Source organism: Trinickia dabaoshanensis, from assembly GCF_002879885.1.
Classification (GTDB): Bacteria; Pseudomonadota; Gammaproteobacteria; order Burkholderiales; family Burkholderiaceae; genus Trinickia; species Trinickia dabaoshanensis.
The window spans coordinates 210,330-224,510 of record NZ_PNYA01000002.1 but is presented as its reverse complement, the minus strand read 5'-3'; the positions used below and the strand labels follow the sequence as shown (position 1 = coordinate 224,510).

Annotated in this window: 16 protein-coding genes; 7 read left to right on the top strand and 9 right to left on the bottom strand. The window is 64.4% G+C overall.

Going from position 1 to position 14,181, the window contains the following annotated elements; all coding sequences use genetic code 11:
• The first annotated feature begins 81 nt into the window (after positions 1-81).
• From C0Z18_RS02895 to C0Z18_RS02885, 3 genes are read left to right on the top strand one after another with little or no spacing between them, the layout of a single operon-like run.
• Complete coding sequence (locus C0Z18_RS02895) at positions 82-1,236, top strand: Re/Si-specific NAD(P)(+) transhydrogenase subunit alpha (RefSeq protein WP_102643858.1); 1,155 nt, start codon at positions 82-84, stop codon at positions 1,234-1,236.
• An 18-nt stretch (positions 1,237-1,254) separates the two neighbouring features.
• Positions 1,255-1,575: a proton-translocating transhydrogenase family protein gene (locus C0Z18_RS02890; RefSeq protein ID WP_102643857.1), complete on the top strand. Its 321-nt coding sequence runs from the start codon at positions 1,255-1,257 to the stop codon at positions 1,573-1,575.
• Positions 1,576-3,030 (top strand): NAD(P)(+) transhydrogenase (Re/Si-specific) subunit beta, encoded by a 1,455-nt coding sequence (locus C0Z18_RS02885; RefSeq protein ID WP_102643856.1) that lies wholly within the window; start codon positions 1,576-1,578, stop codon positions 3,028-3,030.
• Positions 3,031-3,149: 119 nt separating this feature from the next.
• Here the strand turns inward: C0Z18_RS02885 and C0Z18_RS02880 are convergent, their stop codons facing one another.
• From C0Z18_RS02880 to C0Z18_RS02840, 9 genes are all read right to left on the bottom strand, one after another.
• A complete protein-coding gene (locus tag C0Z18_RS02880) occupies positions 3,150-3,434 on the bottom strand; it encodes a helix-turn-helix domain-containing protein (RefSeq protein WP_102643855.1) in 285 nt (94 codons plus the stop codon).
• Positions 3,419-3,742 (bottom strand): transcriptional regulator, encoded by a 324-nt coding sequence (locus C0Z18_RS02875; RefSeq protein WP_102644012.1) that lies wholly within the window; start codon positions 3,740-3,742, stop codon positions 3,419-3,421. Before C0Z18_RS02875 ends, C0Z18_RS02880 begins: the two co-directional genes overlap by 16 nt.
• Before the next feature lie 112 nt (positions 3,743-3,854).
• Complete coding sequence (locus C0Z18_RS02870) at positions 3,855-4,577, bottom strand: helix-turn-helix transcriptional regulator (RefSeq protein WP_102643854.1); 723 nt, start codon at positions 4,575-4,577, stop codon at positions 3,855-3,857.
• Between the two features lie 25 nt (positions 4,578-4,602).
• Positions 4,603-5,004: a VOC family protein gene (locus tag C0Z18_RS02865; RefSeq protein ID WP_102643853.1), complete on the bottom strand. Its 402-nt coding sequence runs from the start codon at positions 5,002-5,004 to the stop codon at positions 4,603-4,605.
• 224 nt (positions 5,005-5,228) lie between these two features.
• Positions 5,229-6,536: a THUMP domain-containing class I SAM-dependent RNA methyltransferase gene (locus C0Z18_RS02860; protein ID WP_102643852.1), complete on the bottom strand. Its 1,308-nt coding sequence runs from the start codon at positions 6,534-6,536 to the stop codon at positions 5,229-5,231.
• A gap of 57 nt (positions 6,537-6,593) precedes the next feature.
• A complete protein-coding gene (locus C0Z18_RS02855) occupies positions 6,594-7,310 on the bottom strand; it encodes a PqiC family protein (protein ID WP_102643851.1) in 717 nt (238 codons plus the stop codon).
• Positions 7,307-8,965 carry a PqiB family protein gene (locus C0Z18_RS02850; RefSeq protein WP_102643850.1) on the bottom strand — a complete coding sequence of 553 codons (1,659 nt, stop codon included), beginning with the start codon at positions 8,963-8,965 and terminating at the stop codon, positions 7,307-7,309. The genes C0Z18_RS02855 and C0Z18_RS02850 overlap by 4 nt, the downstream gene beginning before the upstream one ends.
• Positions 8,958-9,644 (bottom strand): paraquat-inducible protein A, encoded by a 687-nt coding sequence (locus C0Z18_RS02845; protein WP_102643849.1) that lies wholly within the window; start codon positions 9,642-9,644, stop codon positions 8,958-8,960. The genes C0Z18_RS02850 and C0Z18_RS02845 overlap by 8 nt, the downstream gene beginning before the upstream one ends.
• Complete coding sequence (locus tag C0Z18_RS02840; RefSeq protein WP_102643848.1) at positions 9,641-10,327, bottom strand: paraquat-inducible protein A; 687 nt, start codon at positions 10,325-10,327, stop codon at positions 9,641-9,643. Before C0Z18_RS02840 ends, C0Z18_RS02845 begins: the two co-directional genes overlap by 4 nt.
• Before the next feature lie 266 nt (positions 10,328-10,593).
• Here C0Z18_RS02840 and C0Z18_RS02835 point away from each other — a divergent pair, with 266 nt between their 5' ends.
• The 4 genes from C0Z18_RS02835 to C0Z18_RS02820 all read left to right on the top strand — a co-directional run bounded on the left by C0Z18_RS02835 (position 10,594) and on the right by C0Z18_RS02820 (position 13,926).
• On the top strand, positions 10,594-11,199 hold the full coding sequence (locus tag C0Z18_RS02835; protein ID WP_102644011.1) for a cytochrome b: 606 nt from the start codon (positions 10,594-10,596) through the stop codon (positions 11,197-11,199).
• Between the two features lie 25 nt (positions 11,200-11,224).
• A complete protein-coding gene (locus C0Z18_RS02830; RefSeq protein ID WP_102644010.1) occupies positions 11,225-11,791 on the top strand; it encodes a YceI family protein in 567 nt (188 codons plus the stop codon).
• 30 nt (positions 11,792-11,821) lie between these two features.
• Positions 11,822-12,397: a YceI family protein gene (locus C0Z18_RS02825; protein ID WP_102644009.1), complete on the top strand. Its 576-nt coding sequence runs from the start codon at positions 11,822-11,824 to the stop codon at positions 12,395-12,397.
• Positions 12,398-12,648: 251 nt separating this feature from the next.
• Positions 12,649-13,926: an MFS transporter gene (locus C0Z18_RS02820; RefSeq protein WP_102643847.1), complete on the top strand. Its 1,278-nt coding sequence runs from the start codon at positions 12,649-12,651 to the stop codon at positions 13,924-13,926.
• The last annotated feature ends 255 nt before the right edge of the window (positions 13,927-14,181 follow it).

Genomic DNA, 14,181 nt, shown 5'->3' with positions numbered 1-14,181 from the left:
TAATCGTATTTAAACGATGGGTGCGCCCGGCAACGTCGGCCCATCCGCGCGTCAATCACGAGCAGGTGAGGAGGATACAACGTGCACATCGGAGTGCCAGCCGAAACTCGCGCGCACGAAGCGCGCGTAGCCGCGACGCCCGAGACGGTGAAGAAGTACGTCCAAGCGGGCCATCGCGTCACCATCGAGCGCGGCGCGGGAGCGGCCGCCAGCTTCACCGACGACGCTTATGCATCGGTCGGCGCGGAGCTAGTCGAAGCCGATGCGGCGTTTAGCGCCGATCTCGTTCTCAAGGTTCAATCGCCCACCGAAACAGAACTTGCGCTGATGAAGCGCGGTGCGGTGCTCGTGGGCATGCTCGAGCCGTTCAATGCGGAAAACGCGGCGCGTCTGGCCACGGCCGGCATCACCGCGTTCGCTCTCGAAGCCGCGCCGCGCACCACGCGGGCGCAAAGCCTGGACGTGCTCTCCTCGCAAGCGAACATCGCCGGTTACAAGGCCGTGCTGCTCGCCGCCGATCTCTACCCGCGCTTCATGCCGATGCTGATGACGGCCGCCGGCACGGTCAAAGCCGCGCGCGTGCTGATCCTCGGTGCCGGGGTCGCCGGCTTGCAGGCGATCGCCACGGCCAAGCGTCTCGGTGCGGTGATCGAGGCGTCCGATGTCCGCCCGGCCGTGAAAGAGCAGATCGAATCGCTCGGCGCCAAGTTCATCGACGTGCCGTACGAAACGCAGGAGGAGCGCGACGCGGCCGAAGGCGTGGGCGGCTATGCGCGGCCGATGCCGCCTTCTTGGCTGGCCCGCCAGGCGGCGCAGGTCCACGAGCGGGCGAAGGCGGCCGACATCGTCATCACGACGGCTCTGATCCCGGGCCGCGATGCGCCGACGCTGCTGTCGAGCGAGACGGTGCAGGCGATGCGCCCGGGTTCGGTCATCGTCGATTTGGCCGCGGGGCGCGGGCCCGAGTTGGCGGGGCTGGCCGGCGTGCGCGGCGGCAACTGCCCGTTGACCGAACCGGATAAGGTGGTGACCAAGTATGGCGTGGTGATCGTCGGCCATACGAACTTGCCGGCGATGGTGGCTGCCGACGCTTCTTCGCTCTACGCGCGCAACGTGTTCGACTTCCTGAAGCTGATCGTGACGAAGGAAGGGCTGCTCAATATCGACGTGAGCGACGACATCGTCGCGGCGACCTTGCTCGCCCGCGACGGCGCCGTCACCCGCAAAGCGGCATAACGGACCAGGAGCGATGCGATGGAAATCATCAATCACACCGTCATTAATCTGATCATTTTCGTGTTGGCCGTCTATGTCGGCTACCACGTGGTTTGGAACGTGACGCCCGCGTTGCATACGCCGCTGATGGCCGTGACCAATGCGATCTCGGCCATCGTCATCGTCGGGGCGATGCTGGCCACGGGGCTGACGGTGGGCGGCCAGGCGAAGTTCTTCGGCACGTTCGCGGTGTTGCTCGCGGCCGTGAACGTATTCGGCGGCTTTCTCGTGACGCGGCGCATGCTCGAGATGTTCAAGAAGAAGGAACCGAAAAAAGCAGCGAAAAAGGAGGGTGCGTAAATGAGCATGAACGTCGTTACGCTGCTCTATTTGCTTGCCTCGGTCTGCTTCATTCAAGCGCTCAAAGGACTGTCCAATCCGAAGAGCGCGCGCGCGGGCAACGTCTTCGGCATGGCCGGCATGGCGATCGCGATCCTCACCACGATCGCGCTGATCGTCAAACAGGCGGCGCTGCTCGGCTCGAATCTCGCGCTCGGCCTCGGCTTGCTGTTCGCCGCTCTCGTGGTGGGCGGTGCGATCGGCGCTTATGTCGCCGCCCGTGTCGAGATGACGAAGATGCCCGAACTCGTCGCGGCCATGCACTCGCTGATCGGTCTAGCGGCCGTGGCGATCGCGTACGCCGTGGTGAGCGAACCGGCCGCGTTCGGCCTCGTGCCGCCCGATGCGCCCGATCCCGGCTTCCTGCCGTACGGCAATCGCATCGAACTGTTCATCGGCACGTTCGTCGGCGCGATCACGTTCTCGGGGTCGGTCATCGCCTTCGGCAAGCTCTCGGGCAAGTACAAGTTCCGGTTGTTTCAAGGCGCACCTGTCGTCTATCCAGGCCAGCACTTGATCAACTTGATGCTTGCTTTGGGCATGCTCGGCTTCGGCGTCATCTTCTTTCTGACGCAGTCGTGGCTGCCGTTCATCATCATGACGCTGATCGCCTTCGCGCTCGGGGTGCTGATCATCATCCCGATCGGTGGGGCGGACATGCCCGTCGTGGTCTCGATGCTGAACTCGTACTCGGGTTGGGCCGCGGCCGGTATCGGCTTCTCGCTGAACAACGCGATGCTGATCATCGCCGGTTCGCTCGTGGGTTCGTCCGGTGCGATCCTGTCGTACATCATGTGCCGCGCGATGAATCGCTCGTTCTTCAACGTGCTGCTCGGCGGCTTCGGCGCGGAGCCGGGCGCGCAAGCGAGCGGCGGCGCGGCGGAGCAGCGGCCCGTGAAGTCGGGTTCGGCCGACGATGCATCGTTCATGCTCGGCAACGCCGAGTCGGTCGTGATCGTGCCGGGCTACGGGTTGGCGGTGGCGCGCGCGCAGCATGCGCTCAAGGAACTTACCGACAAGCTCATCGAAAAGGGCGTGGACGTGCGCTATGCGATTCACCCGGTGGCGGGGCGGATGCCGGGCCATATGAACGTGTTGCTGGCGGAAGCCGAAGTGCCGTACGACCTCGTCTACGAGATGGAAGATATCAACAACGAGTTCGGTCAGACGGACGTGGTGCTCGTGCTCGGCGCGAACGACGTGGTCAACCCGGCGGCGAAGAACGATCCGAAATCGCCGATCGCGGGCATGCCGATCATCGAGGCATACAAGGCGCGCACGATCATCGTCAACAAGCGGTCGATGGCGGCCGGTTACGCGGGGCTCGACAACGAACTGTTCTATATGGACAAGACGATGATGGTGTTCGGCGACGCCAAAAAGGTCATCGAGGATATGGTAAAGGCGGTGGAGTGATGCCGGTGTGTCGGCCGCTGCTCGCGCGGCGGCCGGTGCGGCGCAGCGTGGTCCGGGTGATCTCGTTGCGCCGGCCTGTTGTGGCCTGTTGTGGCCTATTGTGGCCTGTTGCAGCCGGTTCAGGCCGGGTGCAGGTCACGCAAGGCGTCTGGATGCGCGACCGCGACGCGCAACAACGTTTTGGCTGCCCCCGTCGGCTCGCGGCGGCCCTGCTCCCAATCCTGCAACGTTCTGACCGACACGCCGAGCAGTGCAGCAAAAGCGCTCTGCGAAAGCCCGATCTTGGCGCGAGCGAGCGACGCCATCGTGGGCTCCACCTTGGTGATGCGGGCCGATTTGCCCGCCTTCATCTCCTGCACCGATCGAAGAAGATCGGCTTGGAATTGCTCTAGTTCCGGGTCCATTTTTCAACCTCCTCACGTAGCGTTTGAAGGAACGCGGCCGGCAGGCTATCGAACTTCGATTTCGTGTAAGCCATCAATAGCCAAATCTGCCCGTCTTTCAACACGTTGTAGTAGATAACGCGAGCGCCGCCGCGTTTGCCCATGCTGCTGCGACTCCAGCGAATTTTGCGCAGCCCGCCCGAACCGGGAATGACGTCGCCCGACGACGGATTGTGTGCAAGCCAGTAGATGAGCGCATCGCGTTCGTGTTGGCGCCAAATATCGGCCGTGTAACGCACGAACGTTTCGGTTTCGACAACGGTATACATCGACATCCTACGGCATTGCCGTATTTCGGGTCCAGGAGATGTTCGACGTTACGCTTATTAGTTGGCGCGAGACGGTCTCGATTTAGAAACCGGACGGAAGGAACGACGCGCCCTACCGATCGGCCGAGGGGCGCGGTGCGGCGGCTTTTCTGTCGGAGGGGGCTTCCACGCGGCGCAGATAATCCGCGAGCCGTCGTCCTTCCATGTCGGGGAACGGTTCGAGCTCTGCGACGCCGGTCATGTTCGCGATGTCGAAATTGCGGAAATCACCGCGCAGCTCGCACCAAGCGCCCACGGTCCAGCGTCCGCCCCAGTAGACGAGGCTCAACGGCCAGATGCGCCGTTCGGTATCGGCACCGAGCCGGTCGCGGTAGGCGAAATGCACGACGTGCCGCGTGTCCACCGCCCGGTGCAGCGTATCGACCTTTTCCGAAAACGCCCGGTCGATGTGGAACGACGGCGCGAAAACAGCCAAACGATCGAGCGTTGCACGCTTCTCGGCAGGCATGGCCGAGGCCACCTTTGCCAGCGCACTGCGGGCGCCGCCCGCGAGCGCCGCGCCGCCCCACGTCTCGATCATCCTCGCCCCGGCCGCGAGCGCCGCCAACTCCTCGGCCGTGAACGTGAGCGGTGGAAGACTCGCCGAGCGGCTCAGCCGATAACCGATTCCCGCCTCGCCCTCGATCGGCACGCCGGATAGTTGCAGATCGCGCACGTCGCGATATACCGTGCGCTGAGAAATGTGAAGCCACTCGGCCAGTTGCTGCGCCGTGGTCAGGCGCCGGCCGCGCAGCAACTCGGCTATCTGGAAGAGGCGATCGGCGCGTCGGGTCATGGCGGCAAGTGTATCAACGCGAGGATCAGCGCAGATGGCGCGAGTGCAAGCCGATGCGATTGCCTTCAGGGTCGATGAAGAACGCGATGTAGCCGATGTCGTTCGGCAACTCGACGATGGAACCGTCGATCTTGCCGCCGGCCGGCGTGACGCGGTCGAGCGTGGCTTGCAACGTCGGTTCGGCGGTCAGATAGATCGTGACGCCATCGCCCGTCACTGACGGCCGCAGCTCGCGCGGGTTGTGAATGATCGCCCCGCCGGTTGCGTCTTCGTCGCTCGCGAAGACGGCCATGGGCACGCCGCCGAAGAGCTCGCGGCGCATCGGCTGGTCGAGCGCGGCTTCGTAAAAACGTACGGCGCGCTCGAAATTGATCGCCGGAATTTCAAACCAGGAAAGGGTGCGGTTGGCAGTGGCAGTGGCAGTCATGGCAGTCTCCGTCGAGGGGGCAAGGACAAGCAGGTCAAAGCGCCGGATAGCGCGTGAGACACAGTGTGCGGCAGTGCTGCTGACACCGTTCTGTCAGCAGCCTGTGCGCCCCATCGCCGGCTTTCGCGCGGCACTGCCTACCGCCCGAAGCCCAAACATTCGACCGTATCGGCAGTAGCGGCCATATCGCCGGAACTGCCTGGCCCTCGACGAAAGAAAGAAACTCAACCCTGCGGCTCTTGCGAGCCCGGCCGTGCTTTCACGCTGCCGGAGACCAAGTCGAAGCGGAACAGGCGGCACTCGAGCGCGCCGTTGAAAAGCGGCGTTTTCGCCGATTCGCGCAGGCGCATTTGCCCCGGCAGTGCGCGGTCGGGTGTCAGGACGAACGCGCGCCAGCCGGTGAAGCGTTGTTTGAGCGCGTCGCCGAAAGCGCGGAAGAATTCGCCGTCGAGGGCGTCGGGCTGCGCGCGGCCGAAGGCCTCGGCACCCGCTTCGCGGCTCGCATGGCGGGGCTCGCGCACCTCGCCGCGCGGGCCGCGGACGACGATACGCTCGCCATAGGGCGGATTCGCGACGAGGATGCCGGGTTCGCCCGTCGGCGGCACGATCGCGCGCGCGTCCAGTTGCTTGAGCCAGAGGGAGGGCACGCCCGCCCGGGCCAGGTTCGCGCGGGCTTTCTCGAGCATGTCGCCCGAGATGTCGCTGCCGAAGATCGGCAGATCGGTCTTGTTCGTGCCGGCCCGCCGCTTGGCGTCGAGCGCGGCCACTTTCATCGTCTGCCAGGCCGATACGTCGTATTGCTTGAGCTTCTCGAAACCGAAACGGCGCTCCACGCCGGGCGCGACGCCGAGTGCGATTTGCGCGGCTTCCGCGATGAAGGTGCCGCTGCCGCACATCGGATCGTAAAGCGGCGTGCCGGGCGTCCAACCCGCCAGACGCAAAATGCCGGCTGCGAGGTTTTCGCGCAGCGGCGCGGCGCCTTTGTCGAGCCGCCAGCCGCGTTTGAACAGCGGTTCGCCGGACGTATCGAGGTAGAGCGTGCACACCGTCGCGGTGAGAAAAGCGAACACGCGCACATCGGGCTGCGCCGTGTCGATACTCGGACGCGCGCCGCTCACGCTGCGCAGCCGATCGCAAACGGCGTCCTTCACGCGCAGCGTCGCGAACTCGAGGCTGCGCAGCGGCGACTTGATCGCGGTCAAATCGACACGCAGCGTTTCGTTCGCCGAAAACCAGCGCTCCCACGGTTGTTCGGCGGCCAGCGCGTAAATGTCTTGCTCGCCCCGATAGGCGCGCTCGGCGATTTTCAGCAGGACGCGGCTCGCGATGCGCGAGTGCAAATTCGCCGCCATCGCGGCAGCCCAACCGCCGCGAAAATGAACGCCGCCAGGCACTTGAGCACCCACCTCGAAGCGCTGGGCGTCGGCGGTGCCGGCCAAGCGTTGCGCGATCTCGGCGAACTCGGCGGCGAGCGGGGCTTCGAGCCCGCGCGGGCAGGGGGCAAAGAAATCAAACGGCGTGGGCGAGGACATGGAAGAAAACCGAGCGTGCAAAGGCGTCATTGTACGCGGCCGGCGGGCGCCAACCCGTTATGGCGTCCCGTGGCTCGCTTCGGTCCCGCTGCTTCCGGTCGAACAATCGAGCCCGCCGGGCGCCGGCGCACGCGCACCGGACGCCAGCGCGCGGACGACCGACGCGATCGAATCCGACAACTCGCCGACCGCGCGGCGATGCCCGGCCACGAGCGCATCGTATCCGGCGCCCACCGTCTCGCGTTGCACGGTATGACACGTCACGAGCGTTTGCGTGCGCAGCGAGCGTACGCTCCAGACGGAGTCGAGCACGGTGCGCGAACCCGGCCACGACTCCAATCGGCTCACGTTCACCGAGATGCGATAAACGGGCACGTTTTCCGGATGCGGCGAGCCGAAAACGTCGAACGTGCCGAGCTGCGCGGCCAGATCCGCCGAGAGCGCGCGGCGGATTTCATCGGCCGGCAGCGATGCCCAGCGTTCTTGTTCGAGGACATCGACGCGCGTCGCGCTTTCGCTCACGACGAGTTGGTTGCGGGCGACTTGGGCGGGGACATCGACGGCCGGCACTTCGATCAAGAACGCCGGCGGTTTTGCGGCCGGTGCCGTTGGCGCGCGCTCTGTCTGGCTCGGACCGCCGAGCGTGTAGAAGCGGCTCGACGGCGAGGAGGCGCAACCGGAGAGCAGCGCCGCGCCGAGCCAAGCGGCACAGGCGGCATACGCGCCGATCGATGCGAGCGGCCGGCGGCGAGGAGCGAATCGATGACGCTTCATGGTTGGGTCTGGTCCTTGGCTTTGCCGCGCAACAGCGATTCGGGGTGACGCTCGAGATAATCGGCGAGCGCATTGAGCGTTTGCAGCGTTTGCGTGAGTTGCGTCAGTGCCTGATGCATATCCGATTGCAGCGGCGAGTCCTGCTGCAGCGTGGACTGCGCCGCGCCGAACGTGCGCTGGGCGGCCGCCAGCGTCTCGCGCGCCTGCGGCGCAAGCTGGGTATCGAGTTGCTTGAACAGGCCGTTCGCGCTTTGCAGCGTCCCGTTCAAATTCTTGCTGATTTGATCGAACGGAATCTGATCGAGCTTTCTCGCGATGTCGGCCACCTGCACCTGCAGTTCCTCGAGCGCGTTGGGCACCGTCGGCAGCTCGAGCGGGTTGCGTTCGGCGTCGAACGTGGCCGGCGCGGCTTTCGGGAACATATCGAGCGCGACGTACAGTTGGCTCGTCAGCAAGTTGCCGGTGCGCAACTGGCCGCGCAGCCCGTGTTTGACGAGCGTGCGCAGCAACTGCCTGCCCGCTTCTTGGCCGCCGTGCTCGATCGATTCGCGGAAGCGGCTGCCGAGACGATCGGGGTACAAGTTCATCGTGACCGGCATCGTGAAGTCGCGCGCCTTCGGATCGTACTTGATGCCGATGCCCGTCACCTCGCCGAGTTCGATGCCGCGGAAGTCGACGGTCGCGCCGACCGACAACCCGCGCAGCGACTGATTGAAGTTCATGACGACGGTGAGCGGCGGACCGTCGGGCGCGCGCATCGCGTCGCTTTCGGTGCTGGCCAGGCTGAATACCGTGTTGTCGGGTGCCTCCGTGCCGATGGGCTCGCCGGGCGGCGATTGGAACGCGAGTCCACCGATGATGACGGTCGCCAGCGACTGCGTGTTGAGCTTCAGGCCGTTGGAATCGAGGCGCAGGTCGACGCCGCTTGCGTGCCACCACCGCGAATTGATGCCGACGTACTGGTCGTAGGGGGCATCGACGAAGACATCGATCGATACGCCGGTGCCGTCGCGATCGAGCGAGAAGCCGACGACCTGGCCCACCTGCACACGGCGGTAATAGATCGGCGAGCCGATGTCGATCGATCCGAGCGAGGCGCCGTGCAGCGAGAAACGGCGTCCTTTTTGATCGCCGGTGACGGCCGGGGGCTTTTCCAGTCCCACGAAGTCGGATTGCGATTCGTGCGAGCGGCCCGCGTCCACCCCGATGTAGGCGCCGGACAGCAGTGTGCCGAGCCCTGTGACGCCGCTCGTGCCGATACGCGGCCGCACGATCCAAAAGCGCGTGTCCTCGACGGCGAAATCCTCGGCTTCTTTCGTGAGCTGAACCGATACCAGGACGCGCGAGTGGTCGCGCGAAAGCCGGATCGTCTTCACGGAGCCGATGTCCACGTCTTTGTATTTGACCTTCGTCTTGCCGGGCTCGAGGCCTTCGGCCGTCGAGAAGCTGATCGTGATCGTCGGCCCGCGGGCGATCACGGATTTGGCGACGAGCGCGATGCCGACGAGCGCCGCGATGAGCGGTACGAGCCAGACGAGCGAAGGCAGCCAGCTCGAGCGCGGCGCGGCGATGGGCTCGGGCAGGTCGGGCGGCAACTCGGGACCCTGCGGGGGGCCGCCGTTCGCGGAGGGAGGCTGTCCTTGCGGGCTAGTCATGGTCTCGTCCAGGAGCGTGTGAAGTACGGGTGTCCGCGCAATCCCAGATCAGGCGCGGATCGAATTGGAGCGCGGCCATCATCGTCAGCACGACGACACTGGCGAAGGCGAGCGCGCCCCAGCCCGCCGTGATGACGGCGAGCGATTTGAAGCGCACGAGCGCGACGGTCAAGGTGACGACGAACACGTCGAGCATCGACCAGCGGCCGATGCGCTCGACGATGCGATAGAGCATCGTGCGTTCGAGCGGGCGCCACTCGGAGCGCCGCTGCGTCGTCCAGGCGAGCAGGGCGAGCACCGACAGTTTGAGCATCGGCACGAGAATGCTGGCGACGAAGACGATCACGGCGAGCGGCCAATCGCCCGACACCCAAAAGTAGACGACGCCGCTCATGATCGTGTCGTCCTCGTTGCCGAACAGCGACCGCGTGTGGAGCACGGGCAGCAGATTGGCCGGGATATAGAGAATGGCGGCGGCGATGAGCAGGGCCCATGTGCGGGAAACGCTGTCGGGGCGGCGCACGCGAAGCGTCGCGCCGCAGCGCTCGCAGTGCTGCGGCTGCGGCTGCGTCGCCGGCCGGCCGCGCGCGCGCGCGCCCACCCCGGCCGCGCGCACTTGCACGTGTCCGCAGGCATGGCAGCCGATCATGCCCGCACGGGCGGCGCTCAAGTATTTCATCGGGGTTGGCCGTGACCGCTGGGGGCCGGCGTAGCGGGCGAGGCCGGCGGCGGGGGCGGCACGCCGTGGCGCTGCCGCGCGAGAATGCCGTCGGCGATATCCCATAGGGCTCGCGGATCGAACATGACGACCACGGCCAGCATGAGCGTGAGCGCGCCGAACGCGAACAGCGCAGCCTCCGGAATCACGCGTGCAAGGCTCGTCATTTTGACGATGGTGACGAGAATGCCGAGCATGAGCACCTCGATCATGCCCCAGGGCCGCACGAACTGAATCGCCCGGAGCACGAGATTGAAGCCCACCGGCACCACGCCGGCCCGAATCGGCACGAGCACGTAAAGCAGGGCGGTCAGCTCGATCAGCGGAAAGAGGAACGTCGAACAAAACACGGCGATCGCAACGAGTTCCATCCCTTCGTTCCATAGCGCGACTAGCGCGCCGATCAGCGTCGTTTGCGACGTCACGCCGTTCAAATCCAGTTCGACGATGGGGAACGCCTGGGCGATCAAAAACGTGAACAAGGCCGCGAGCGTCAGCGCGGTGATGCGCTCGAGCTGGATCGCGCTCGGGCGGTGCAAGATCGCGCCGCAACGCGGACAGCGTAGGCTGCCCTTTCCGCAATCACGCGGTTTTTGCAACAGTGCGTCGCAGTCGTGACATGCAATAAGGTCGTTTCGGTTCATAGGCGTTGCATTCGACTTCACTGACCGCGGTAATCGATTCGGCGCCCAAATTCCGGGCGGACACCCCGCAAACCCGCGCCCATCTTACCAAATGGGGTGCCATCCGCTCATGCGGCGGGTGAATGGCGGAGCGGAGCGCGGACGGCCTCCCGCGACGGTTGGGGCAACTTTCGCGCCACGTTGCGCCGCCGGGGGTCCTGCCCGCGCCCCCGCAAGAACCGGCGGCTTGCGGTAGCATGGCGTCGATTCAATTTCGTGGCACGGCGATGAGACACCGCGATTCGATTTCTTTTTCCGACGAGGCTTATACCTCGACGGCGATCGGCCTGCATTGGCTCATCGCCGCCTTGATGATTTGCGGCTTTTCGCTCGGCTGGGTGATGACGAGCATCCACGGCTTCACGCCGGCCAAATTGCGCTATGTCTCGTGGCACAAGTGGATCGGCGTGACCGTGTTCGCGCTCGCGGCTTTGCGGATTATGTGGCGCGCCACCCACCGTGCGCCGCCGTTGCCCGCCGGGATGGCGCCATGGCAGCGGGCCGCGGCGCACTTCGTTCACGTGCTGCTGTACGTCTTGATGATTGCGATTCCGGTGACGGGTTATTTGTTCAGTTCGGCCTCGAACGTGCCGGTCGTGTACCTGGGCATCGTTCCGTTGCCGCGCCTGATCGCGCCCGACCCGGCGCTCAAAGCACTCTTCAAAACGGCGCACCTGGTTTTGAATTGGACCTTGGCTGCGCTCGTACTGGCGCATGTCGGCGCCGCGCTCAAGCACCAATGGATCGATCGAGACGGTTTGCTCGCCAGGATGATTCCATGGTTGAAAGCGAAGCCACGACACCTCGATTTCAGACGATTGCAAGAGAAGTGAAAGACGTCAACCGGCAAGGATGAAAATGAAAGCTTCGTTTTACCGTTACATGCTCGCGGCGTTCACGGCCGCTTCGATGGCCGCCTCGGGTATCGTATTCGCGCAAGTCGATACCGCGAAAAGCAGCGTTACCGCCACCTCCAAGCAGATGAACGTGCCCGTGGAGGGCAAATTCAAGAAGTTCGACGCGAAGGTGAGCTTCGATCCGGCCAAGCCCGCGGCGGGCAGCGCGCAGTTCACGGTCGACGTCGGCAGCTACGACCTCGGCGACGACAGCTACAACGAGCAAGTGCGCGGTAAGGATTGGTTCGACACCAAGACGTTCCCGAAGGCCACCTTCGTTTCGTCGACGATCGCGCCGGCCGGCGCCGGCAAGTACACCGTCACGGGCACGCTGACGATCAAAGGCAAATCGCAAAACGTTTCGTTTCCGATGACGGTCGGCCAGCAAGGCGCCGCGCAAACGTTCGACGGCACGCTGCCCATCAGCCGCTTGAAGTTCGACGTCGGTACCGGCGAGTGGAAAGATACGTCGACGGTCGCCGATGAAGTCACAATCAAATTTCACATCGTCGTACCGAAGAAGTCATAAGCGGCTTTTAACAAGGAGAATCCATTGAACATTCGCACTCTCATCACCGCCGCCGTCGCGGCCGCATCGATCGGCTCGCTCACGCCGGCGTTCGCCGCTACCTATCAACTCGATCCGAGCCACACCTATCCGAGCTTTGCCGCCGATCACTTCGGCGGGTTGTCGGTTTGGCGCGGCAAGTTCACGAAGACGACGGGCACCGTGACGCTCGATCGTGAAAACAAGACCGGCAATCTAGAGGTGACGATCGATCCGGCATCGATCGATACGGGCAACGACAAACTCAATGAACACCTGCAAACGCCGGCGTTCTTCGACGTCGCCAAGTATCCGCAAGCGGTCTATAAGGGGACGCAAATCAAGTTCGACGGCGATAAGCCCGTCGAAGTGATCGGGACGTTGACGCTGCATGGCGTGACCAAGCCGGTGAACCTCACGATCGAATCGTTCAAGTGCATGATGCACCCGATGCTCAAGCGCGAAGTCTGCGGCGTCGAAGCGCGCGCCGATTTCCAGCGCGACGAGTTCGGCCTCGACTTCGGCAAGCAATACGGCTTCAACATGGACACGAAGCTGGAGATTCAGGCCGAAGGCGTGAAGCAATAAGCGTCGTGACGAGGCGTCGCCTCGTCGCCGGAATCGAAGCAAAAACCGCCCGCGAGCCTGTCGCTTCGGGCGGTTTTTTTCATCCGCTGAGAATGCGTACGTTGCATGTGGCACGGTGGCGGGCGATACTGGGCGCCGGCCGCCATCCGGCTGCATACGGTTGCGCGCGCATCTAATCCAACAAAGGGTGTCCGCGATGAACGGGCGCCTTGGTCGAGGATTTCCTCCGCACACCACGACAGGAGACTGGCATGAGCGAAACGTTGGCGGCAGCATCGATGAATTCCCGCGGGCACGTCTGGCGCGCGGTATTGGCAACCTCGATCGGTAATGCGCTCGAGTGGTTCGATCTGGTCGTCTACGGCTTTTTCGCCGTCGTGATCGCCAAGCTGTTCTTTCCGGCCGGCAACGATACCGTGTCGCTACTGCTCACGCTCGGCACGTTCGGCGTCTCGTTCTTCATGCGCCCGCTCGGCGCGATCGTGATCGGCGCCTATGCCGACCGCGCCGGCCGCAAGGCGGCGCTCACGCTCTCGATCTTGTTGATGATGATCGGCACGGCCATCATCGTCGTCCTGCCGACCTACGAGACGATCGGTATCGCGGCGCCGTTGATTCTCGTGTTGGCGCGCCTGATGCAAGGGTTCTCGGCAGGCGGAGAGTTCGGCAGCGCGACGGCGTTCCTGGCGGAGCACGTTCCGCAGCGGCGCGGCTTTTTTGCCAGTTGGCAGGTGGCGAGTCAAGGGCTCACGACCGTCTTGGCTGCCGTGTTCGGCAGCGTGCTCACCGGTAAGCTCACCCCCGATCAACTGATGTCGTGGGGCTGGCGCGTGCCGTTCGCGTTCGGTTTGCTGATCGGCCCGATCGCCTACTACATTCGGTCGAACGTGGACGAAACGCCCGAGTTCTTGTCCGCGCAGCCGACCGAGTCGCCGCTGCGCGATACGTTCGCCGGCCATAAGGCGCGACTCGTGATTGCGATCGGGATCGTCGTGCTCGGCACGGTGGCGACCTATCTCGTGCTGTTCATGCCGACGTACAGCGTGAAGCAGTTGGGGCTGCCGGCGTCCGTGTCGTTTTCCGCCGTGGTGCTGACGGGCATGATTCAAATGATCGGCTCGCCCATCGTCGGTCATCTCTCCGACAAGATCGGGCGCACGGGCCTCATGCTGGGCTCGGCGGCATTGATGCTCGTGCTCATTTATCCGGCATTCGCCTGGCTCGTCGCCTCGCCGAACGCCGGCACCCTGATCGCCGTGCAAGTGGCGATGGGTATCTTGGTGACCGGCTATTTCGCGGCGCTGCCCGGGCTGCTGTCCGAGATTTTTCCCGTCGCGACGCGCACGACGGGCATGTCGCTCGCCTACAACATCGCAGTCACGATCTTCGGCGGTTTCGGCCCGTTCATCATCGCCTGGCTCATTCGTGAGACGGGGCAGAAGGTGGCGCCGAGTTTTTACCTGATGTTCGCCGCGCTCGTGAGTCTCGTCGCGCTCTCCGCGGCGCGCCGGTTGCTCGGCTTGCGCTAGCCGGATGTGCCGCGAGTTGCATCGTTCTCGCGGCCTGCTTCACTTCCCCTCGCCACGACCGGAGCACCTATCAACCTAGATAGGTGCGGCTTCCGTGCGCACATGCATGCACTAAGCTCAATTCGGCCCCCGATATACATCGTTCGCATCTGACGCGAGCGAGGGTTCGCGAGGGCCGGGTCGCGAGCGTTTCAAGCCGATCGGCGTCCTACCCGGAGGGCGCGGCCGGTGCTTCAATCAAAAATCAAAAAAGCA

Coding starts and splice junctions, on each gene's coding strand:
- C0Z18_RS02845 (WP_102643849.1), bottom strand. CDS start 9,644: ATGAAATACTTGAGCGCCGCCCGTGCGGGCATGATCGGCTGCCATGCC.
- C0Z18_RS02890 (WP_102643857.1), top strand. CDS start 1,255: ATGGAAATCATCAATCACACCGTCATTAATCTGATCATTTTCGTGTTG.
- C0Z18_RS02885 (WP_102643856.1), top strand. CDS start 1,576: ATGAGCATGAACGTCGTTACGCTGCTCTATTTGCTTGCCTCGGTCTGC.
- C0Z18_RS02830 (WP_102644010.1), top strand. CDS start 11,225: ATGAAAGCTTCGTTTTACCGTTACATGCTCGCGGCGTTCACGGCCGCT.
- C0Z18_RS02855 (WP_102643851.1), bottom strand. CDS start 7,310: ATGAAGCGTCATCGATTCGCTCCTCGCCGCCGGCCGCTCGCATCGATC.
- C0Z18_RS02875 (WP_102644012.1), bottom strand. CDS start 3,742: ATGTATACCGTTGTCGAAACCGAAACGTTCGTGCGTTACACGGCCGAT.
- C0Z18_RS02880 (WP_102643855.1), bottom strand. CDS start 3,434: ATGGACCCGGAACTAGAGCAATTCCAAGCCGATCTTCTTCGATCGGTG.
- C0Z18_RS02820 (WP_102643847.1), top strand. CDS start 12,649: ATGAGCGAAACGTTGGCGGCAGCATCGATGAATTCCCGCGGGCACGTC.
- C0Z18_RS02835 (WP_102644011.1), top strand. CDS start 10,594: ATGAGACACCGCGATTCGATTTCTTTTTCCGACGAGGCTTATACCTCG.
- C0Z18_RS02840 (WP_102643848.1), bottom strand. CDS start 10,327: ATGAACCGAAACGACCTTATTGCATGTCACGACTGCGACGCACTGTTG.
- C0Z18_RS02865 (WP_102643853.1), bottom strand. CDS start 5,004: ATGACTGCCACTGCCACTGCCAACCGCACCCTTTCCTGGTTTGAAATT.
- C0Z18_RS02870 (WP_102643854.1), bottom strand. CDS start 4,577: ATGACCCGACGCGCCGATCGCCTCTTCCAGATAGCCGAGTTGCTGCGC.
- C0Z18_RS02860 (WP_102643852.1), bottom strand. CDS start 6,536: ATGTCCTCGCCCACGCCGTTTGATTTCTTTGCCCCCTGCCCGCGCGGG.
- C0Z18_RS02850 (WP_102643850.1), bottom strand. CDS start 8,965: ATGACTAGCCCGCAAGGACAGCCTCCCTCCGCGAACGGCGGCCCCCCG.